This is a genomic window from Azospirillum tabaci (genome assembly GCF_014596085.1).
Classification (GTDB): Bacteria; Pseudomonadota; Alphaproteobacteria; order Azospirillales; family Azospirillaceae; genus Azospirillum; species Azospirillum tabaci.
In genome coordinates, this window is record NZ_JACCJY010000017.1 from 1 (window position 1) to 20,420 (window position 20,420).

The window sequence follows — 20,420 nt, forward strand, 5'->3', positions numbered from 1 at the left end:
GCCGAAGACCTGATAGAACACCACCCCGACGATGGCCATCAGGCCGACCATCGCCACGCACATCCCCGACCGCGCCAGCCGCGCGTTCACCCGCGTGAGCAGGCCCGCGCTCTGCGGGGGGCTGTGGTCCATTGCTTGTAGCTCGACATCCATGCCGCCGGCTCCCCTCAAAGGACGCGGCGCCGCCCTTCGGTTTGCCGAAGGGAAGCGCCGCGTTCGACTGTGCTTACTTCGTGTCCTGGATGCGCTTGACGAGGCCGTCCAGCTTCGGCGTGCTCGCGAACTGCTTGTAGACGGGAGCCATCGCGTCGATGAACTCCTGCTTGTTCGTGACCTCGACGATCTGGGCGCCGGCCTTCACGACCACGTCCTTGGACTTCTGCTCACGCTCGTCCCACAGCTTGCGCATGTAGGGGACGGAGTCCTTGGCGGCCTTGCGGATGGCGGCCTGGTCGTCCTTCGACAGGCGATCCCACGCAACCTTCGAGAAGACCAGCACTTCCGGCGCCATCGCGTGCTCGGTCAGGGTGAAGTACTTGGCGGCCTCGAAGTGGCGCGAGGACTCGTAGGACGGGTAGTTGTTCTCCGCCGCGTCGACGATGCCGGTCTTCAGCGCGGTGTAGACCTCGCCGAAGGGCATCGGCGTGGCGTTGGCACCCAGAGCCTGGATCATGGCGACGAACAGGTCGGACTGCTGGACGCGGATCTTGGCGCCCTTCATGTCGGCCAGCGTCTTGTAGGGCTTGGCGGCCGAATACATGCTGCGCGAGCCGCTGTCGTAGAAGGCCAAGCCGATCATGCCCTGGCTTTCCATGGCGGCCAGGATCTCGTCGCCGATCGGGCCGTCCAGCACGGCGCGCATGTGCTCGGTGGAACGGAAGATGAAGGGCAGGGCCGTGACCATCGTCTCCGGCACCACGTTGTTCAGCGGCGCGACGTTGATGCGCATCATGTCGAGCCCGCCGATCTTCAGCTGCTCGATGGTGTCCTTCTCGGTGCCGAGCGCGCCGTTCGGGTAGACCTTCACGCCGAGCTTGCCGCCGGTCCGCTCCTTCAGGAGCTTGTCGACGTACTTGACGGCCTCGACGGTCGGGTAGTCGGCCGGGTGGATGTCCGCGGAGCGGAAGTCGCGGGCCACGACCGGGGTGGCGAGCAGGGTGCAGGCCGCGCAGGCGGCGAGAAGGGCGGCGCGGATGCCGCGGGTCGAAAGATGCATAGCGTGTCCTCCTGGCGATTCTTAGGCTGGTTCTTTGGTTTGGACGGTTGAGTCCGGGTGCCGCCCGGCGCGAGTTCCCGCGCGCCGGTCAGCGGGTGATCTCATCAGGCGAGGAAGTCCTCGCGCGGGGGCGTGAAGATGTCGAGCAGGACGCCCGGCTCCAGCGCCACGACGCCGTGCAGGGCGTTGGAGGGCACCATGTAGCCGTCGCCGGTGCCCAGGCGCCGGGTGACGCCCTCGATGGTGACGTCGAAGGAGCCCTTCTCGACCACGGCGCACTGGACGTGCGGGTGGCGGTGCAGCGGCCCGATGGCGCCGGTCTCGAACTCCACGCGCACCATCATCATGGCGTCGTTGTGGCCGAGGATCTTGCGGCGCACGCCGGCGCCCAGGTCCTGCCACTCCACCGCGCCGTCAATCACGAAAACGTCCGTGCTCATCCTCATCTTCCCCTTACAATCATCGGCGGCCCCTCAGCGGGCGAGCCAGCCGCCATCCACCGGCAGGATCGTGCCGTGGACGTAATCGGACGCATCGGACGCCAGGAACACCGCGGGACCGCCCATGTCGGCGGGCTCGCTCCAGCGTCCGGCGGGGATGCGGGCCAGAATTTCGGCGTTGCGGCGCTCGTCGGCGCGCAGCGCAGTGGTGACGCTGGTCGCGACGTAACCCGGCGCGATGGCGTTCACGTTGATGCCCTTGCCCGCCCATTCATTGGCGAGCAAACGGGTGATCCCCGCGATGCCGCTCTTCGACGCCGCGTAGGAGGGCACGCGGATGCCGCCCTGGAAGGACAGCATGGAGGCGATGTTGATGATCTTGCCCTTCCGCCCGTTCCCCAGCGCGTAGCGCCCGAAGGCTTGGCAGAGGAAGAAGACCGACTTCAGGTTCACGTCCAGAACGGCGTCCCAGTCGGCCTCGGTGAAGTCCAGCGGGTCGTCGCGGCGAATCAGCCCGGCGTTGTTGACCAGGATGTCCAGCCCGCCGAGCGTGCCCACCGTCTCTTCCATCAGGGCGGGGATCGGGGCGATGCTGGACAGGTCGGCGGGGATCGCAGCGAAGCGGCGGCCCAGCCCCTCGACCAGCGCGCGCGTCTCGTCCGGCGGGGTGCGCCCGGCGACGGCGATGTCGGCGCCGGCCCGCGCCAGGGCGACCGCGATGGCCTGCCCGATGCCGCCGTTGGCCCCGGTGACCAGGGCGGTCTTGCCGGAAAGGTCGAAGGGGTTGGTCATGACGGCGTGCTTTCTTTCTTCGTCTTCGACGGGCCGTCCGGCTGCGCGCCGGTGAAGAAGAAGGGATTGGCTCCCTGGGTGTTCGGGACGGACTCCAGCAGGGCGCCGAGATGGATCGTCATCAGCCGCTCCGCCTCGGCCGGGTCGCGCGCCGCGATGGCGTCCACGATGCCGTCGTGCTCGGCCAGCACATGCGCGATGCGGCCCGGTTCCGGCAGGGTCAGGCGGCGGTAGCGGTCCACCTGCATCTTCACCTGCTGGGCCATGTTCCACAGGCCGGGGAAGCCGGCGATCTCGGAAATCAGGCTGTGGAACGCCTCGTCGGCCTCATGGAAGCCGTCGAGATCTCCCATCGCCATCCTCTCCTGCTGGAGCAGGATGTTGGCCCGCAGCGCTGCGATCTGACTGCGCGCGGCACGGACGGCGGCGTAGCGGACCGCGGTGCATTCCAGCGAGGTGCGGATCACCACCGCTTCGGGCAGGGCATTGACCGGGATGCGGGCGACGAAGGTGCCGGACTGCGGGAAGATCTCCACCAGCCCGTCGTCGGCCAGACGCAGCAGAGCCTCACGCACCGGGGTGCGGCTGACGCCGAAGGACTCCGCGACGTGCTTCTCCACAATGGGTTCCCCCGGCTTGCGCCGCATGGCCACGATGTCCCCGCGCAGCGACCGGTAGATCTCCGCGGTGGCCGTGGCGCGGGCGGACAGGCGCGGTTCCTTGGCGGTTCCAAGCGTCTTTCCGGGCACGGTCCCCGGAGCGGTTCCGGGCGGTTGGGCGTCCAGGGCGGGCCTGGAGGTCGAAGCCATTGCAGTCCTCCCCATGTGCCGGCCCGTACCCCATCCAGGGCCGTTCCGTGCTGTTCCTTGAAAAAGAGCATATTAATATATCAGCGTGCCGCGCAAGCCTGATTTTGAGGAGGGGGCGAACATTTTTCCGGGGGTGGGGGAAGGGGCTGAGCGATGGCGGCGCGATCGCGAGGCGGTGCGGTCCGGATGGCCCGCCTGACGTCATGTCCGTTCGGGCGTCTTACCTTCTGCGCGGTGGCGGGCCGGTTCCGGTGAAGCGACAATTGAGGGTTGCCGGGGCTTCGTGAACCGGCCGGCGGGAATGAGGAGGACAGGCGTGACCACCCTCTTTCACGACGCTTTGCACGAGGACTTCGGCACTTGGCCCATCGCCTACATTCCTTACGGCGGGGCCGATTTCGGCGAGATCAAGGCGGTGGCCGAGGCCATCGGCGACGGTGACGACGGCGCCTATTATGATGCATGGAATGCCGCGGGCGACCGGCTGACGCACGAGGCCGACTCCGCTCTGTGCAAGGGCCGCAAGGCGAGTGCCCGAGCCCTCTATCTGCGGGCAAGCGCCTTCTACAACGCCTCGTTCCACCCGCTCTACGGCGCGCCCGTCGATCCGCGCCTGACCGCCGCGTTCCGCAAGGGGACGGCGGCGCTCGACAAAGGGCTCTCGCTCGGTCCACGCCCGGCCATCCCGCTGGCCATTCCCTTCGGCGGGCTGTCGCTGCCCGGCCGCTTCATCCCGGCGGAGGGCTTCGAGACTCGCGTCCGCCCACTGATCATCTTCACCAACGGCTACGACGGCACCATCACCGACATGTATTTCGCGTCCGCGGTGGCGGCCTCCCGGCGGGGTTATCACAGCCTGCTGTTCGACGGTCCCGGCCAGGGGGCCATGCTCTATGAGCGCGGCGTGCCGCTGCGGCCGGACTGGGAAGCGGTGATCGGGGCGGTGGTCGATTTCGCCGAGGCCCTGCCGCTCGTCGATGCGACGCGCATCGCGCTCAGCGGCTGGAGCCTTGGCGGATACCTCGCCCCGCGCGGCGCGTCGGGCGAGCCACGCGTCGCGGCGCTGATCGCCGACCCCGGCACCTGGAGCATCGCCGACGGCTTCCGTGACATGGTGGTGCACAAGCTCGGCGTCGCGCCGGAGGCGGCGGCCGACCTCGGCGCCCTGGACCAAGCCGTGATCGACCGCATGGACGCCTTCATCCGAGGTCACCACCAGCTGAGCTGGAAGGTCGTGCAGCGCGGATTCTGGGTGCATGGCGTCGGTGATCTGCGCTCCTACCTCGCCTCCGCGGAGCAGTTCACCATGCGGGGGCGGGCGCAGCTCATCGCCTGCCCCACCCTGATCACCCAGGCGGAGGGTGACGCCCTGTCGGCTGGTGCGGGTGCCTTCTTCGACGCGCTCACCGGCCCGAAGACGCTGATGCGCTTCACCGCCGCCGAAGGCGCCGACGGGCATTGCGAGATGGGCAACCGCTCCCTCCTGAACCTCCGCGTCCTCGATTGGCTGGATGACCGATTCGAGGTGGGGGCTGACCACCGCCGGTCCCCCCTCAGTGGCCCCCGGACTCAGTGATTGTCGCGCGGGATGCCCATGGTCTGGGCGACACGCTGGTACTTGATGGCGGGTTTCAGCACCATGCCTTCGTCGAGCTGGTCGACGATGCCGCGCTGGATCTCCTGCCAGGGGGTCTGCGACGGCGGGATCGGGTAGCCGCCCGCGGCCTCCAGCACGGCGCGGCGGTCGGCCAGCTCGCCCTCCGAGATCAGGATGTCGGCGCTGCCGCGGCGCAGGTCGATGCGCACCCGGTCGCCGCTGCGCAGCAGGGCCAGCCCGCCGCCCGCCGCCGCCTCCGGGGACGCGTTGAGGATGGAGGGCGATCCCGAGGTGCCGGACTGGCGGCCGTCGCCGATGCAGGGAAGGGAATGGACACCCTGCCGGATCAGCGTGGCGGGGGGCCGCATGTTGACCACCTCCGCCGCTCCCGGATAGCCGATGGGGCCGGTGCCGCGGATGACCAGGATGGTGTAGGCGTCGATGCCCAGGCCGGGGTCGTCGATGCGGTGGTGATAGTCCTCCGGCCCGTCGAAGACGACGACCTTGCCCTCGAACGCCTCCGGGTCCTGCGGGTTGGACAGGTAGCGTTCGCGGAACTCGTCGGAGATGACGCTGGTCTTCATGATGGCGGCGTTGAACAGGTTGCCGCGCAGCACCACGAACCCGGCGTTGATCTTCAGCGGCTCGTCGATGGGATGGATCACCCGGGTGTCGAGAATCTCCGTATTGCGGCAGTTCTCGCCGATGGTCCGGCCGTTGACGGTGGGCGCCCCCTCGCGGATCAGCCCCTTGCCCATCAGCTGGGCGACGACCGCGGGCACGCCGCCGGCGCGGTGGAAGTCCTCGCCCAGATACTCGCCGGCCGGCTGGAGGTTGACCAGCAGCGGCACGTCGTGGCCGTGGGTCTGCCAGTCCTCCACCGTCAGCGGAACGCCGGTGTGCTTGGCGATAGCGTTGATGTGGATCGGCGCGTTGGTCGAACCGCCGATGGCGGAGTTGACGACGATGGCGTTGAGGAAGGCGTCGCGGGTCAGGATATCGGACGGCTTGAGGTCCTCGCGGACCATCTCCACGATCCGCTTGCCGGTCTCGTAGGCGGCCTGCTGGCGCTCGCGGTAAGGGGCGGGGATGGCGGCGGAGCCGGGGAGCTGCATGCCCAGCACCTCGGCCAGCGAGTTCATCGTGGAGGCCGTGCCCATCGTGTTGCAGTAGCCGGTCGAGGGGGCCGACGACGCCACCAGCTCGATGAAGCCCTGATAGTCGATCTCGCCGGCCGCCATCATCTGGCGGGCCTTCCACACGATGGTGCCCGAGCCGGTGCGCTCGCCGCGGAACCAGCCGTTCAGCATCGGGCCGACCGACAGGGCGATGGCCGGGATGTTCACGGTGGCCGCGGCCATCAGGCAGGCGGGGGTGGTCTTGTCGCAGCCGATGGTCAGCACCACCCCGTCGAGCGGATAACCGTGCAGCACCTCGACCAAGCCGAGATAGGCGAGGTTGCGGTCGATCGAGGCGGTCGGCCGCTTGCCGGTCTCCTGGATTGGGTGGACGGGGAATTCGATGGCGATGCCGCCGGCGGTGCGGATGCCCTCGCGCAGCCGCTCGGCCAGCACCAGATGGTGCCGGTTGCAGGGGCTGAGGTCGGAGCCGGTCTGGGCGATGCCGATGATCGGCGCGCCCGATTGCAGCTCCTCCCGCGTCAGCCCGAAATTCAGGTAGCGCTCCAGATAGAGCGCGGTCATGTCGGGGTTGTCGGGGTTGTCGAACCACGCGCGCGACCGCAGCCGCCGGCCGGAGCCGATTTCCGGATGCTGGGAGGAGGGTTTCGTATCGGACATGTCGGCACCAATTCGGGTTGGGGGCGCGGACCGGGGTACAGCCGGCGCCGGGGTCGTTCGGAGCCTCGTTCGGGCGTCGTTGGGAGTCGGCCGGGCGGTGTGCCCGGCGCTTTACCAGTGGAAGGCGTCGGTGGTACGCCAGCGCCCGACCAGACAGGCGTCGGCGACCAGTTGCAGCGGACGGGCGTCGACGTCGCCGGCCGCGTCCGCGATCAGATGGCGGAAGCGGCGGTAGATGCCTTGGTACTCGGCGTCGGGCTCGGCCAACACGGGCACGCCGTCGACACTCAGCCGCGTGCCGCCGTGGGTCAGGTCGAGCCGTCCGCCGTCCGTCCCGACGCCGTCCGTTTCGATGGCGATGGTCCAGGTCTGCTCGCCCTCCTGGAGGAAGTCGAAGTCGGCCGTCACCGTCCCGACGGTGGAGCCCGCAGCCCCCTCCATCCTCAGAGTGGCGGCGATGGGCGTGTCACGGTTGGCGGGAACCCGCAGCTCGGCGTCGCGGACGACGACGGGGGCCGGCAGTATCTCGGTCAGGATCGACAGGGCGTTGATGCCCGGATCGAACACGCCGAAGCCCCCCGCCGCAAAGATCCAGTCCTGGCCCGGATGCCAGCGCCGCACGTCCTCCTTCCAGGTGATGGCAACGTGGCGGACGGTGGCGCCGGTCAGCCGCCGCCGCGTCTCCTCCACCGCCGCGTTGAAGCGGGAGTGCCAAGCGGCGAACAGCGTGCGCTTGGCACCCTCCGCCGCGTCGAGCAGGAGGCGCAGCTCCGTCAGGGTGGCGGCCGGCGGCTTCTCGATCAGCACGTGCTTGCCGGCGCGCAGCGCCTCCACCGTCAAGGCGTGGCGGACGGCGGGCGGGGTGCAGATCGCCACGGAGTCGAGGCCGGGCAGGGCGGCCAGCATCTCCCTCTGGCTGCGGAAGACCGGCACGTCGCCGAGCCCGGTTTCCTCCGGAGTGGCGCCGTGCGGGCTGACCACCGCGGCGAGCCGGAACAGGCCGGTGGCGGCGATGGCCGGGACATGCTGGTCGCGGGCGATCTTGCCGAAGCCGACGATGCCGACGGTGAGTGGGGCGGGAGTGGAACGGGTCATGACGGCCCTCACGCCTTGTTCTTGTTGTAGACGTCGATGGTGACGGCGGCGAGCAGCACCATGCCCTTGATGACCTGCTGCCAGTCGATGCCGATCCCCAGGATCGACATGCCGTTGTTCATCACGCCCATGATGAAGGCGCCGATCACAGCACCGGTCACCCGGCCCACCCCGCCCGAGGCCGAGGCGCCGCCGATGAAGCAGGCGGCGATCACGTCCAGCTCGAACGAGACGCCGGCCTTCGGCGTGGCGGTGTTCAGCCGCGCTGCGAAGATCAGCCCGGCCAGCGCCGCCAGCACCCCCATGTTGACGAAGGTGTAGAAGCTGAGCCGCCGGGTGTCGATGCCGGACAGCTTGGCCGCCTTCTCGTTGCCGCCCAGCGCGTAGACGCGCCGCCCGACCGTGGTGTTGCGGGTGACGAAGCTGTAGAGCGCGATCAGCACGCTCATGATGATCAGCACGTTGGGCAGGCCGCGGTAGGAGGCCATCAACTGCCCGACATAGAGCAGCACCGCGGCCAGCGCGACGTTCTTCGCCACGAACAGCGGCAGCGGCTCCTGCTCGATGGCGACGCTCTGCCGGCGCAGGCGCGCCATGGTGTTCATCACCACCAGCGCGGTGGCGACCGCCCCGCAGAGCAGCAGGCTGGTGAGGTGGAACTTGCCCATGTTGAAGGCGTCGAGCGCCAGGAAGTCCGGGATGAAGCCGGAGCTGAGGCGCTGGAATTCCACCGGGAAGGGACCGACCGACTGGCCGGCCAGCAGGATCAGGCACAGGCCGCGGAAGACCAGCATGCCGGCCAGCGTCACGATGAAGGAGGGGATGCGCAGATAGGCGACCCAGAAGCCCTGCACCGCCCCGATCGCCGCCCCGGCCAGCAGGCACAGCAGCGTCGTGGTGACGAAGTCCAGGTGGAGCCGCACCATCAGCGTCGCCGCCAGCGCGCCGATGAGGGCGACGACCGAGCCCACCGACAGGTCGATGTGCCCGGCGACGATCACCAGCAGCATGCCCAGCGCCATGATGACGATGTAGCTGTTCTGCAGCACGAGGTTGGTCAGGTTCAGCGGCTGCAGCAGCGTGCCGTCGGTCATGTACTGGAAGAACAGGACGATTGCGACCAGCGACAGCAGCATGCCGTATTCGCGCATGTGCGCCTTCACGAACCGTCCCATGGACACCCGCGGGCCGCGGGCCGGAAGGTTGAGTTCGGCACTCATGGCAGAGCCTCCCCGGACATCAGCGTCTCGCCGGAGCGCATGATCGCCCGCATGATTTTTTCCTGGCTGGCCTCGGCCGCCGGCATCTCGGCGACCATTTCGCCCGCGTTCATCACGAAGATGCGGTCGGCGACGCCCAACAGCTCCGGCATTTCCGAGGAGATCAGGACGACGCCCCGCCCCTCGGCGACCAGCTGGTTGATGATGGTGTAGATCTCGTACTTGGCGCCGACGTCGATGCCGCGGGTCGGCTCGTCGAGGATCAGCACCTGCGGGTCGGCGAACAGCCATTTGCTGAGCACGACCTTCTGCTGGTTGCCGCCCGACAGGTTGACCGTCTCCTGGAACACGTCGGCGCAGCGGATGCGCAGCCGGCGCCGGAACTCCTCCGCCACCTGGACCTCGCGCTCATGGTCGATGACCCAGCGTTTCGCCACCCCTTTGAGGTTCGCCAGCGTGACGTTGTGGCGGATGTCGTTGTCGAGCACGAGGCCGAGATGCTTGCGATCCTCCGTGGCGTAGGCGAGGCCGTTCGCCATGGCCCGGCTGATGGTGGAGACGTCGATTTCCCGCCCGTCGAGGAAGGCCTGCCCGCGGATGTTCCGGCCGTAGGAGCGGCCGAACAGGCTCATCGCGAACTCGGTGCGGCCGGCGCCCATCAGCCCGGCGATGCCCACCACCTCGCCGCGGCGGACGGTCAGGTTCACGTCCCGGACGACGCGCCGGCCGGGATGGGCCGGGTGGTCGGCGTTCCATCCCTTGACCTCGAACAGCACGTCGCCGGGCACGGTGGTCCGCCTGGGATAGCGGTCCGACAGCGCGCGCCCGACCATGCCGCGGATGATGCGGTCCTGGCTGACCACGGCCTCGCGGCAGTCCAGCGTCTCCACCGTCGTGCCGTCGCGCAGAATGGTCACCCGGTCGGCGACCTTGGCGATTTCGTTCAGCTTGTGCGAGATGAGGATGGAGGCGATGCCGCGCGCCTTGAACTGCAGCAGCAGGTCCAGCAGGGCGTCGCTGTCGCTCTCGTTCAGGCTGGCGGTCGGCTCGTCCAGGATCAGCAGCTTGACCTCCTTGGACAGCGCCTTGGCGATCTCCACGAGCTGCTGCTTGCCGACGCCGATGTCGGTGATCAGGGTTTCCGGCGGGTCGTGCAGCCCGACCAGACGCAGCAGCTCCCGCGCCCGCAGGGTGGCGGCGTCCCAGTCGATCACACCACGCTTCGCCTGCTCGTTGCCGAGGAAGAGGTTCTCGGTGATCGACAGCAGCGGGACGAGCGCCAGCTCCTGGTGGATGATGATGATGCCCAGCCGCTCGCTGTCGGCGATGCCGCGGAAGGCCTGCGGCTGGCCGCGGAAGCGGATCTCGCCGTCGAAGCTGCCTTGCGGGTAGACCCCGCTCAGCACCTTCATCAGCGTCGACTTGCCGGCGCCGTTCTCGCCGATCAGCGCGTGGATCTCGCCCTCGCGGACTGACAGGTTGACGTTGTCCAACGCCTTCACGCCAGGAAACGTCTTGGTGATGCCCTTCATCTCCAGGATCGGCATCGCCAGACTGGACCGCTCCAGGATGGAGTCCATGAACACCTCCGAGGAACCTACGATCGCCCGAGCACACCTCAGGCCGGTGGCGGGGCGCTCGCATTTTCAATCCCCTCTCCCCCCTGGGGAGAGGGTTAGGGTGAGGGGGTTGCGCTTTTGCCGGACGCACCGTCACGCGCATCCCCCTCACCGGCCCTTCGGGCCACCCTCTCCCCAGCGGGGAGAGGGCTATGAAAGCCGAATGCGTCCGCCCCGCGCCGCCGCGTCACTTGAACTGCGCTTCGGTGTAGTAGCCGCTGCCGACCAGCGTGCTCTTCCAGTTGGACGCGTCCACGCTGACCGGCTTCAGCAGGTAGGCCGGGACGACCTTCTTGCCGTTGTCGTAGGTCTTGGTGTCGTTGACCGGGGGCGTGCCGCCGCCCAGCACCGCGTCGACCATCTCCACCGTGATTCGGGCCAGTTCGCGGGTGTCCTTGAAGACGGTGGCGCGCTGCTCGCCCGCCAGGATCGACTTGATCGAGGGCACTTCGGCGTCCTGCCCGGTCACCACCGGCATCGGCTGCGACGGCGAGCCGTAGCCGACCCCCTTCAGCGAGGAGATGATGCCGATGCTGATCCCGTCGTAGGGCGACAATACGGCGTCGACGCGGCGGTTGCCGTAGAAGGCGCTCAGCAGGTTGTCCATGCGGGCCTGGGCGGTGGCGCCGTCCCAGCGCAGGGTGGACACCTTGTCCATGCCCACCTGACCGCTGCCCACCTTCAGCTTGCCGCTGTCGATGTAAGGCTGCAGCACCGACATGGCACCGTTGTAGAAGAAATAGGCGTTGTTGTCGTCGGGGGAGCCGCCGAACAGCTCGATGTTGAAGGGGCCCTTGCCGTCCTTCAGGCCCAGCGCGTCGACGATGTAGCTGCCCTGGAGCACGCCGACCTGGAAATTGTCGAAGGTCGCGTAATAGTCGACATTCTCCGACCCACGGATCAGCCGGTCGTAGGCGATGACCTTGACCCCGCGGTCCTTGGCCTGCTGAAGCACGTCGGTCAGCGTCGTGCCGTCGATGGCGGCGATCACCAGAACCTTGCTGTTCTTGGCGACCATCGTCTCGATCTGGGCGAGCTGGTTGGGGATGTCGTCCTCGGCGTATTGCAGGTCGGTCTTGTAGCCCTTGGCCTGGAACTGCTTGACCATGTTGTTTCCGTCGTCGATCCAGCGGGCCGAGGACTTGGTGGGCATCGCGATGCCGACGGTGGGCTTGTCCTGCGCCAGCGTCGGCGCGGCGGCGACGGTGAGGGCCAGCACGCCGACGGCCATCCCGGCCAGTGTGGTCGTGAATGAAGAAGACATGGGCCGATTTCCTCCCCCTTCTGCGGCACCGGGTTGGCCACACCCGCGGCTCTTGAACGGGTGTCGGGTGGCGCAATGTTTGTAAGGCTAGCAATCGGCCGAAAAACCATAACTGTCAAATACGATTATTGGCGGAATCCATACACATTTCGATATCACTTGAAGGGCTGGGCTGCGGCGTTTCCAGCGCGCGGCGCATCTTGGCGTCGGACGCCGCCCGCAAGGCGGCCAGGGCGGTGCGGGCACCCGGCGACAGCGGGCGGTCCTTCAGCCAGAAAATGCCGTAGGGCTCGACGCTGAAGCGCTTGTGGAAGGGCACGATGGTGCAGCAGCCGGTGGGGGAGAACACCTGGGCGAGGGCGCGGGCGAAGACGGTGACCGAGTCGTTCTCGGCCACCATCGCCAGGGAGATGACCGGGGAGGCGCTTTCGATCACCTTGCGCGGCGGCGGAACCCCCTCGGCGCGGAAGAGCGCTTCGACCCGGCTGCGCAACAGGCTTCCCAAGGGCTGGAGAATCCAGGTGGCGTCCACCAGATCGGCGGCGGTCAGCGGGCGGCCGAGCCGCAGCAGCGGGTGGCCGTCGCGGCAGACGAAGCACAGCTCCTCGCTGCTGATCTCCTGATAGTCGAAGCACGCGGCGTCGACGTGGTCGGGCAGACGGCCGATCGCGAAATCCATCACGCCCTGCCGGACCCGCTCGGCCAGCACGTCGCTGGTCTCCACCGCCACGGCGATCTTCAGGTCGGGATGGTCGCGGGTCAGCGTGGTGATCACCGGCACCACCAGTTCCACCGCCGGGGCCATCACCGTGCCGATCGAGACGCTGCCGCTGTGGCCGGCCAGCAGATCGTTCAGCTCCTCCCCCGCCTCCTGCAGGCCGCTGAGGATCGCCCGCGCGTGGCGGATCATCAAGCCGCCGTACCAGTTCGGCTCGACGCCGCGGCCATGGCGCTCGAACAGGGTGACGCCCAGCGACTCCTCCAGGTCGCCCAGCAGCTTCGAGGCGGCCGGCTGCGACATGGTGAGGCTGGCGGCGGCGCGGTGCAGGTTGCGGTGCTCGTCCAGCGCCACGAACAGCTGGAGATGGCGCAGCTTCAGCCGGGCCTTGAGGAACCAGTTGGCCGGGAAACGGTGCGGGGTCACGGGCAGGGCCTCCGGTCTGGCGACGCCGCCGGCATACGAAATCTCGTATCGCCGGCGCCGATATTCGTATTGGACGATTATCAGAACGCTCTCTATTGTTCGCATGGTCAACAAAATTCGGAACGGGATCGCGAGGGGGAGGCGACACGGCATGCCGCAGGAGGTTCGTTGCGTCTGGCCCGCCCGGGCGCTCCTGGGCGAAGGCCCGCTGTGGTCGCCGGGGCAGGGCGCCGTCTTCTTCGTCGACATCCACGGCGCGCGAATCCTGCGCCACGGACTCGACGACGGGTCCCGAACGGACTGGGCGCTGGAGGACGCGGCCTGCTGGCTGGTGGAATGCGCCGATGGCGACGGCTTCATCGCCGGGCTGCGCTCGCGCCGGGTGGTCCGCCTGCGGTTGGAGCCGGGCCGCGCGGTGATCGCCGGGGAACTGGCGCGGATCGACCCCGGCCGGCCGGGCAACCGGCTGAACGACGCCAAGGCCGACGCGCAGGGGCGCCTGTGGATCGGCAGCATGGACGATGGCGAGGAAACACCGTCCGGTGCCTTCCACCGGCTGGACCCCGACGGTTCGATCGCGCGTGTGGACGAGGGTTACACCGTCGCCAACGGCCCGGCCCTGTCCCCGGACGGGCGGACGCTCTACCACACCGACAGCGCGGCGCGGACGATCCACGCCTTCGATGTGGACGAAGTGGGCCGGCTGTCCGGCAAACGCGCCCACATCCGCTTCACCAAAGACGACGGCTATCCCGACGGCATGACCTGCGACGCCGAAGGCGGCCTGTGGGTCGCCCATTGGGACGGCGGGCGGGTCAGCCGCTTCCGGCCCGACGGCGCGCTGGACCGGACGATCGCGCTGCCGGTGTCGCGCGTCACCTCCTGCGTCTTCGCCGGTCCCGCCCTCGACCGGCTGTTCGTGACCACCGCCGCGCATGGCATCGGCCGCGACGGCCGCCCCGACGAACCGCTGGCCGGCGCGCTGTTCGAGTGCGATCCCGGCGTTCGCGGCCTGCCGCCCGGCCGCTTCGGCCGACCGCCGGGCTGACCGGCTCCTCCGCAGACCGACCCGCCAGAAGGACTTTACGGCCATGGCATCCAGCGCCCGTCCCTACCGGGGAGTGTTCCCCGTCGTCCCCACCATCTTCACCGAGACGGGGGACCTCGACCTCGCCGGGCAGACGCGCTGCGTCGACTTCATGATCGACGCCGGCTCCGACGGCCTGTGCATCCTCGCCAATTTCTCCGAGCAGTTCGTGCTGACCGACGCCGAGCGCGAGCTGCTGATGGAGACCATCCTCGGCCACGTCGCCGGCCGGGTGCCGGTGATCGTCACCACCACCCATTTCAGCACCGCCGCCTGCGCCGCACGCAGCCGCCGCGCCCAAGAGCTGGGGGCCGCCATGGTGATGGTCATGCCGCCCTACCACGGCGCCACCATCCGCGTGCCCGAGGCGGGCATCGTCGCCTTCTTCCAGCGGGTGTCCGACGCCATCGACATCCCGATCATGATCCAGGACGCCCCGGTCAGCGGCACCCCGCTGTCCGCGGAGCTGCTGGCCCGCATGGCGCAGGAGATCGCCAACGTCGCCTACTTCAAGGTCGAGGTGCCGCAGGCCGCCGCCAAGCTGCGCCGGCTGATCGAGCTGGGCGGCGACGCCATCGAAGGGCCGTGGGACGGCGAGGAGGCCATCACCCTGCTGGCCGATCTCGACGCCGGGGCCACCGGCGCCATGACGGGCGGCGGCTATCCCGACGGCATCCGCCAGATCATCGACCCCTTCCTGGCCGGCGACCGCGAGGCGGCGGTGGCCGCCTACGGGCGCTGGCTGCCGCTGATCAACCACGAGAACCGCCAGTGCGGGCTCGCCACCGCCAAGATCCTGATGAAGGAGGGCGGCATCATCGCCTGCGACGCCGTGCGCCACCCGCTGGCGGACCCGCACCCGGCCAGCCGCGCCGGCCTGCTCGACGCCGCCCGCCGCCTCGACCCGCTGGTCCTGCGCTGGGCGCGCTGAGGACGGCGCCACCCCTCGCCAAACCGGGAGACCCATGATGACCATCACCGGCGAGATGCTGATCGGCGCCGAGAGCCACCGCGGTTCCGACGGCGCCTTCCGCGCCGTCGATCCCGCCACCGGCGCGGAGCTGGAGCCGGTCTTCGGCGGCGGCGGGGCGGCGGAGGTCGAGCGCGCCTGCGCGCTGGCCTGGGCCGCCTTCGACGCCTTCCGCGAGACCGGGCTGGAGGCGCGGGCCGCCTTCCTGGAGACCATCGCCGCGAACATCCTCGACCTCGGCGACGATCTGATCCTCCGCGCCATGGCCGAGAGCGGCCTGCCGCGCCCGCGGCTGGAGGGGGAGCGGGGCCGCACCGTCGGCCAGCTCCGCCTGTTCGCCCAGACGGTGCGCGAGGGCGGCTGGCTGGAGGCCCGCATCGACCCGGCCCAGCCGGAGCGCAAGCCGCTGCCGCGCCCCGACGTCCGGCAGCGCCACATCCCGCTCGGCCCGGTCGCGGTGTTCGGCGCGTCGAATTTTCCGCTGGCCTTCTCGGTGGCCGGGGGCGACACCGCGTCGGCTCTTGCCGCCGGCTGTCCGGTGGTGGTCAAGGGCCACTCCGCCCATCCCGGCACGTCGGCGCTGGTCGGCCGGGCCATTCAGGCGGCGGTGGCCTTCTGCGGATTGCCCGAGGGCGTCTTCTCGCTGCTGTTCGGCGTCGGCAACCCCATCGGAACGGCGCTGGTTTCCGACCCGCGCATCAAGGCGGTGGGCTTCACCGGCTCGCGCGGCGGTGGCTTGGCTTTGATGGAAGCGGCGGCCCGCCGGGCAGAGCCGATCCCGGTCTATGCGGAGATGAGCAGCATCAACCCGGTCTTCCTGATGCCGGCGGCGCTCGCCGCGCGGGCGGAGGCGCTGGGCAAGGGCTTCGTGGCCTCGCTGACCATGGGCGCCGGCCAGTTCTGCACCAACCCCGGCATCCTGCTGGGCGTCGACGGGCCGGACCTCGACCGCTTCACCGCCGCCGCGGTGGACGCGCTGGGCGGCAGCGCCGCCTCGACCATGCTGACCCCGGCCATCCACGCCGCCTATGATTCGGGGGTGGCACGGCTGTCCGGCAGCGCCGCCGTGGCAACGCTCGCCCGCGGGATGGCCTGCAGCGGCCCGAACCAGGCGCAAGCCGCTTTGTTCGGCACGACGGCCGATGCCTTTCTCGCCGCTCCGGGTCTGCAGGACGAGGTGTTCGGGGCGGCGTCCCTGCTGATCCGCTGCCCGGACACGGCGGCGATGCGGACCGTTGCCGAGCGGCTGGAAGGCCAGCTCACCGCGACCGTGCAGCTGGAGCCGGCGGACGGCGACGCGGTGGCCGCGCTGCTGCCGACCCTGGAGCGCAAGGCGGGCCGCATCCTGGCCAACGGCTGGCCGACCGGCGTCGAGGTCTGCCATGCCATGGTGCATGGCGGTCCCTTCCCGGCCACCTCGGACAGCCGGACCACCTCGGTCGGCACCTTGGCGATCCGGCGCTTTCTGCGCCCGGTCTGCTACCAGGACATTCCCGCCGCCCTGCTGCCGGAGGCGCTGCGCGACGGCAACCCGCTCGGCCTGTGGCGGCGGATTGACGGCGTGCCGGGACAAGAGTGAGGGAAGGACCGGCAACGCTTTGCCCGCATCGGGCGATCATGCCGGTTTCGGTATCGCTTCGGTCGATAATCGTATTGGACAGATATGGTTTTCGACGCCTAATGTTGGCTCAACGAACAGATGCGAGCGGGCACAGGCGGGTCGCCGGGGCTGCCCGGATCGATGACAAGACACCCAGGGGAGTGAAACGGTATGTCCAGGACATGGCTGATCTCCGCCGCTGCCGCCGCGGCCTTGTTGATCGGGCTCGGCGGTGCGCAGGCCGCCGACAAGAAGCTGGTGGTCGGCTTCTCGCAGATCGGCTCGGAATCGGGCTGGCGCGCCGCCGAGACCAAGACCGCCAAGACGGAGGCGGAGAAGCGCGGGATCGACCTGAAGATCTCCGACGCCCAGCAGAAGCAGGAGAACCAGATCAAGGCCGTGCGCTCCTTCGTCGCCCAGGGCGTGGACGCCATCTTCATCGCCCCCGTGGTGGCGACCGGCTGGGATTCGGTGCTGAAGGAGGCGAAGGAGGCGAAGATCCCGGTCGTCCTGCTCGACCGCCAGATCGAGACCAGGGACCCCGGCCTCTACATGACCGCCGTCACATCCGACACGGTGCTTGAGGGCCGGGTCGCCGGCGAGTGGCTGGCCAAGCAGACCGGCGGCACCTGCAACGTGGTCGAACTCCAGGGCACCGTCGGCTCCTCCCCCGCCATCAACCGCAAGAAGGGCTTCGATGAGGTCGTCGCCAAGAATCCCGGCATGAAGATCATCCGCACCCAGTCCGGCGACTTCACCCGCGCCAAGGGCAAGGAGGTGATGGAGAGCTTCATCAAGGCGGAGAACGGCGGCAAGGGCATCTGCGCGGTCTACGCCCACAACGACGACATGGCGGTCGGCGCCATCCAGGCGATCAAGGAGGCCGGCTTGAAGCCGGGCAAGGACATCCTGGTCGTGTCCATCGACGGCGTGCCTGACATCTTCAAGGCGATGGCCGACGGCGAGGCGAACGCGACCGTGGAACTGACGCCGAACATGGCCGGTCCGGCCTTCGACGCGCTGATCGCCTTCAAGAAGGACGGCAAGGCGCCGCCGAAATGGATCCAGACGGAATCGGCGCTGTTCACCCCCGACACCGCCAAGGCCGAGTACGAACGCCGCAAGGACGCCTACTGACCCGGCCGTCCCACGGCACCGCCGGCGAGGTCCCCCGCATGACGGACCCCACCCCCACCGCGTCCCCGCCGCTTCTGGCGATCCGCGGCCTGTCCAAGGCCTTCCTGGGCGTCCAGGCGCTGGACGGCGTGGATTTCACCGTGCGCCACGGCGAGATCCACGCCCTCCTCGGCGAGAACGGCGCCGGCAAGTCGACTCTGATCAAGACGCTGACCGGCGTCTACCAGCGCGACGCCGGCACCGTGACGCTGGAGGGGCGGGCCATCGCCCCCCGCGGCGTGGAGGAGGCGCAGCGCCTGCACATCGGCACCGTCTATCAGGAGGTGAATCTGCTGCCGAACCTGTCGGTGGCGGAGAACCTGTTCCTCGGCCGGCAGCCCATGCGGTTCGGTTTGGTCGACCGCGGCGCCATGCGGCGGCGGGCACGGGCGGTGCTGATGCCCTACGGCCTGTCCCTCGACGTGACGGCGCCGCTCGGCCGCTTCTCGGTGGCGACCCAGCAGATCGTCGCCATCGCCCGCGCGGTGGACATGTCGGCCAAGGTGCTGATCCTCGACGAGCCGACCGCCAGCCTCGACACGCAGGAGGTGGCGGTTCTCTTCAAGGTGATGCGGACCCTGCGGTCACGCGGCATCGGCATCGTCTTCGTCACCCATTTCCTCGATCAGGTCTACGCGCTGTGCGACCGCATCACCGTGCTGCGCAACGGCCGCCTGGTGGGGGAGCGACGCACCGCGGAGCTGCCGCGCCTAGACCTTGTCGCCATGATGCTGGGGCGGGAGCTGGAGGCGGCGGCTCACCGCATCGCCTTGCCGGCGGATGACGCGGAGGAGGACGCCCGGCCGCCGCTGGTCCGCTTCCGCGGCTACGGCAAGGCGCGCAGCGTCGAGCCCTTCGACCTCGACATCCGCCCCGGCGAGGTGGTGGGGCTCGCCGGGCTGCTCGGTTCCGGACGGACGGAGACGGCGCGGCTGGTTTTCGGCATGGACCGCGCCGACCGGGGCGAGGCGGCGGTGGACGGCCGGGCGGTGCGGCTGCGCGGCCCGCGCGACGCCATCCAGCTCGGCTTCGGCTTCTGCCCGGAGGACCGCAAGAAGGAGGGCATCGTCGGCGCGCTCTCGGTGCGCGAGAACATCATCCTGGCGCTCCAGGCGCGGCAGGGCTGGCTGCGGCCGCTCCCGCGCCGCCGCCAGGAGGAGATCGCCGACCGTTTCATCCGGCTGCTCGACATCCGCACGCCGCACGCGGAGCAGCCGATCCAGTTCCTGTCCGGCGGCAACCAGCAGAAGGCGCTACTCGCCCGCTGGCTGGCGACCGAGCCGCGCCTGCTGATCCTCGACGAGCCGACGCGCGGCATCGACGTCGGCGCCCACGCCGAGATCATCCGCCTGATCGAGCGGCTGTGCGCCGACGGCATGGCCCTGCTGGTGGTCTCATCCGAGCTGGAGGAGATCGTCGCCTACAGCCGCCGCGTCGTCGTGCTGCGCGACCGCCGCCATGTGGCGGAGCTGAGGGGAGGGGAGGTCGCCGTGGACCGCATCGTCGCCGCCATCGCGTCGGAACCGGCCGTGGCCGGGGAGCCGCGCCCATGACGCGGTCGGTTTCCGGCCCGTCGCGCACCCTGCCGCAATACGGCGCGCTGGCCGCCGTGCTGCTGGCCAATTGGCTGCTCTTCCCCGATTTCTTCTCCATCCGCCTGCAGGACGGCCGGCTGTTCGGCAGTCTAATCGACGTGCTGAATCGCGGCGCCCCGGTGGCGCTGCTCGCCATCGGCATGACCATGGTCATCGCCACCCGCGGCGTCGACCTGTCGGTGGGTGCGGTGATGGCGATCTCCGGCGCGGTCGCCGCCACCCTGACCCAGGCGGGCTGGGGCTTGGCCCCGGTGCTCGCGGCGTCGCTGGCGGCCGGCCTGCTCTGCGGCCTGTGGAACGGGCTGCTGGTGGCGGTCCTGCGCATCCAGCCGATCGTCGCCACCCTGATCCTGATGGTCGCCGGCCGCGGCATCGCCCAACTGGTCACCGAAGGGCAGATCGTCACCTTCACCAGTCCCGGCCTCGCCTTCATCGGCAGCGGGTCGTTCCTGACCGTGCCGATGCCGGTGGTCATCACCGCCATCCTGCTGGGGGTGACCGCCCTGCTGGTCCGGATGACCGCGCTGGGGCTGATGATCGAGGCGGTCGGCGTCAACCGGCTGTCCAGCGCCGGGGCCGGCGTCAACACGCCGGTCGTGCTGATCGCGGTCTATGTCTGGTGCGGCCTGTGCGCCGCCGTTGCCGGTCTGGTGGTCGCCGCCGACATCCGCGGCGCCGACGCCAACAACGCCGGCCTGTGGCTGGAGCTGGACGCCATCCTGGCGGTGGTGGTCGGCGGCACCTCCCTGCTCGGCGGCCGGTTCGGGCTGCTGCTGTCGGTGGTCGGGGCGCTGACCATCCAGGCGATGAACACCGGCATCCTGCTGAGCGGCTTCAAGCCGGAGTTCAACCTGATCGTCAAGGCGGGCGTCCTGATGGTGGTCCTGCTGCTGCAATCGCCGACCCTGACCCTGTTCCTGCCGCGCCCGGCCAACCCACGGCCGGTCCGGGCGCCAGCCAAACCCGAGAGCCCAAGCCCGAGCGCGGGAGCGTGACG

General features: G+C 69.5%; 17 protein-coding genes. 7 read left to right on the top strand and 10 right to left on the bottom strand.

What is annotated here, in order from left to right:
- Window positions 1-226: 226 nt before the first annotated feature.
- The 4 genes from H0B54_RS15925 to H0B54_RS15940 form a co-directional block, all read right to left on the bottom strand.
- Window positions 227-1,216: a TRAP transporter substrate-binding protein gene (locus tag H0B54_RS15925; protein WP_094304036.1), complete on the bottom strand. Its 990-nt coding sequence runs from the start codon at window positions 1,214-1,216 to the stop codon at window positions 227-229.
- Between the two features lie 104 nt (window positions 1,217-1,320).
- A complete protein-coding gene (locus H0B54_RS15930; protein ID WP_094304037.1) occupies window positions 1,321-1,656 on the bottom strand; it encodes a cupin domain-containing protein in 336 nt (111 codons plus the stop codon).
- Between the two features lie 33 nt (window positions 1,657-1,689).
- A complete protein-coding gene (gene kduD, locus H0B54_RS15935) occupies window positions 1,690-2,448 on the bottom strand; it encodes a 2-dehydro-3-deoxy-D-gluconate 5-dehydrogenase KduD (RefSeq protein WP_094304039.1) in 759 nt (252 codons plus the stop codon).
- Window positions 2,445-3,257 carry a GntR family transcriptional regulator gene (locus tag H0B54_RS15940; RefSeq protein WP_188261147.1) on the bottom strand — a complete coding sequence of 271 codons (813 nt, stop codon included), beginning with the start codon at window positions 3,255-3,257 and terminating at the stop codon, window positions 2,445-2,447. The genes kduD and H0B54_RS15940 overlap by 4 nt, the downstream gene beginning before the upstream one ends.
- A 316-nt stretch (window positions 3,258-3,573) precedes the next feature.
- Between H0B54_RS15940 and H0B54_RS15945 the strand changes: the two genes are divergently transcribed.
- Window positions 3,574-4,833 carry an alpha/beta hydrolase gene (locus H0B54_RS15945; protein ID WP_188261148.1) on the top strand — a complete coding sequence of 420 codons (1,260 nt, stop codon included), beginning with the start codon at window positions 3,574-3,576 and terminating at the stop codon, window positions 4,831-4,833.
- Here the strand turns inward: H0B54_RS15945 and H0B54_RS15950 are convergent.
- The 6 genes from H0B54_RS15950 to H0B54_RS15975 all read right to left on the bottom strand — a co-directional run bounded on the left by H0B54_RS15950 (window position 4,827) and on the right by H0B54_RS15975 (window position 12,995).
- Complete coding sequence (locus H0B54_RS15950; RefSeq protein WP_188261149.1) at window positions 4,827-6,653, bottom strand: IlvD/Edd family dehydratase; 1,827 nt, start codon at window positions 6,651-6,653, stop codon at window positions 4,827-4,829. The two genes, H0B54_RS15945 and H0B54_RS15950, sit on opposite strands and share 7 nt — an antisense overlap.
- Window positions 6,654-6,764: 111 nt before the next feature.
- Entirely contained in the window at window positions 6,765-7,748 is a 984-nt protein-coding gene (locus H0B54_RS15955; protein ID WP_188261150.1) for a Gfo/Idh/MocA family protein, read from the bottom strand.
- Between the two features lie 8 nt (window positions 7,749-7,756).
- Complete coding sequence (mmsB, locus tag H0B54_RS15960) at window positions 7,757-8,968, bottom strand: multiple monosaccharide ABC transporter permease (protein WP_188261151.1); 1,212 nt, start codon at window positions 8,966-8,968, stop codon at window positions 7,757-7,759.
- The gene (mmsA, locus tag H0B54_RS15965) at window positions 8,965-10,548 is read right to left on the bottom strand and encodes a multiple monosaccharide ABC transporter ATP-binding protein (protein WP_281390059.1); all 1,584 of its coding nucleotides are present in this window, start codon (window positions 10,546-10,548) and stop codon (window positions 8,965-8,967) included. The genes mmsB and mmsA overlap by 4 nt, the downstream gene beginning before the upstream one ends.
- Window positions 10,549-10,774: 226 nt before the next feature.
- Entirely contained in the window at window positions 10,775-11,851 is a 1,077-nt protein-coding gene (gene chvE, locus H0B54_RS15970) for a multiple monosaccharide ABC transporter substrate-binding protein (RefSeq protein ID WP_137107229.1), read from the bottom strand.
- A gap of 115 nt (window positions 11,852-11,966) precedes the next feature.
- Window positions 11,967-12,995, bottom strand: coding sequence for a LysR substrate-binding domain-containing protein (locus tag H0B54_RS15975; RefSeq protein WP_188261152.1), 1,029 nt, complete (start codon window positions 12,993-12,995; stop codon window positions 11,967-11,969).
- Window positions 12,996-13,146: 151 nt separating this feature from the next.
- Here H0B54_RS15975 and H0B54_RS15980 point away from each other — a divergent pair, with 151 nt between their 5' ends.
- From H0B54_RS15980 to H0B54_RS16005, 6 genes are all read left to right on the top strand, one after another.
- Window positions 13,147-14,043 carry an SMP-30/gluconolactonase/LRE family protein gene (locus tag H0B54_RS15980; RefSeq protein ID WP_188261153.1) on the top strand — a complete coding sequence of 299 codons (897 nt, stop codon included), beginning with the start codon at window positions 13,147-13,149 and terminating at the stop codon, window positions 14,041-14,043.
- A gap of 43 nt (window positions 14,044-14,086) precedes the next feature.
- A complete protein-coding gene (locus H0B54_RS15985; RefSeq protein ID WP_188261154.1) occupies window positions 14,087-15,013 on the top strand; it encodes a dihydrodipicolinate synthase family protein in 927 nt (308 codons plus the stop codon).
- Between the two features lie 37 nt (window positions 15,014-15,050).
- Window positions 15,051-16,631: an aldehyde dehydrogenase (NADP(+)) gene (locus H0B54_RS15990; RefSeq protein ID WP_188261247.1), complete on the top strand. Its 1,581-nt coding sequence runs from the start codon at window positions 15,051-15,053 to the stop codon at window positions 16,629-16,631.
- Window positions 16,632-16,823: 192 nt separating this feature from the next.
- Window positions 16,824-17,789, top strand: coding sequence for a galactofuranose ABC transporter, galactofuranose-binding protein YtfQ (ytfQ, locus tag H0B54_RS15995; protein WP_137142905.1), 966 nt, complete (start codon window positions 16,824-16,826; stop codon window positions 17,787-17,789).
- A gap of 38 nt (window positions 17,790-17,827) precedes the next feature.
- Window positions 17,828-19,381: a galactofuranose ABC transporter, ATP-binding protein YtfR gene (gene ytfR, locus H0B54_RS16000; RefSeq protein ID WP_188261155.1), complete on the top strand. Its 1,554-nt coding sequence runs from the start codon at window positions 17,828-17,830 to the stop codon at window positions 19,379-19,381.
- Entirely contained in the window at window positions 19,378-20,418 is a 1,041-nt protein-coding gene (locus H0B54_RS16005) for an ABC transporter permease (protein WP_188261156.1), read from the top strand. Before ytfR ends, H0B54_RS16005 begins: the two co-directional genes overlap by 4 nt.
- Window positions 20,419-20,420: the final 2 nt, after the last annotated feature.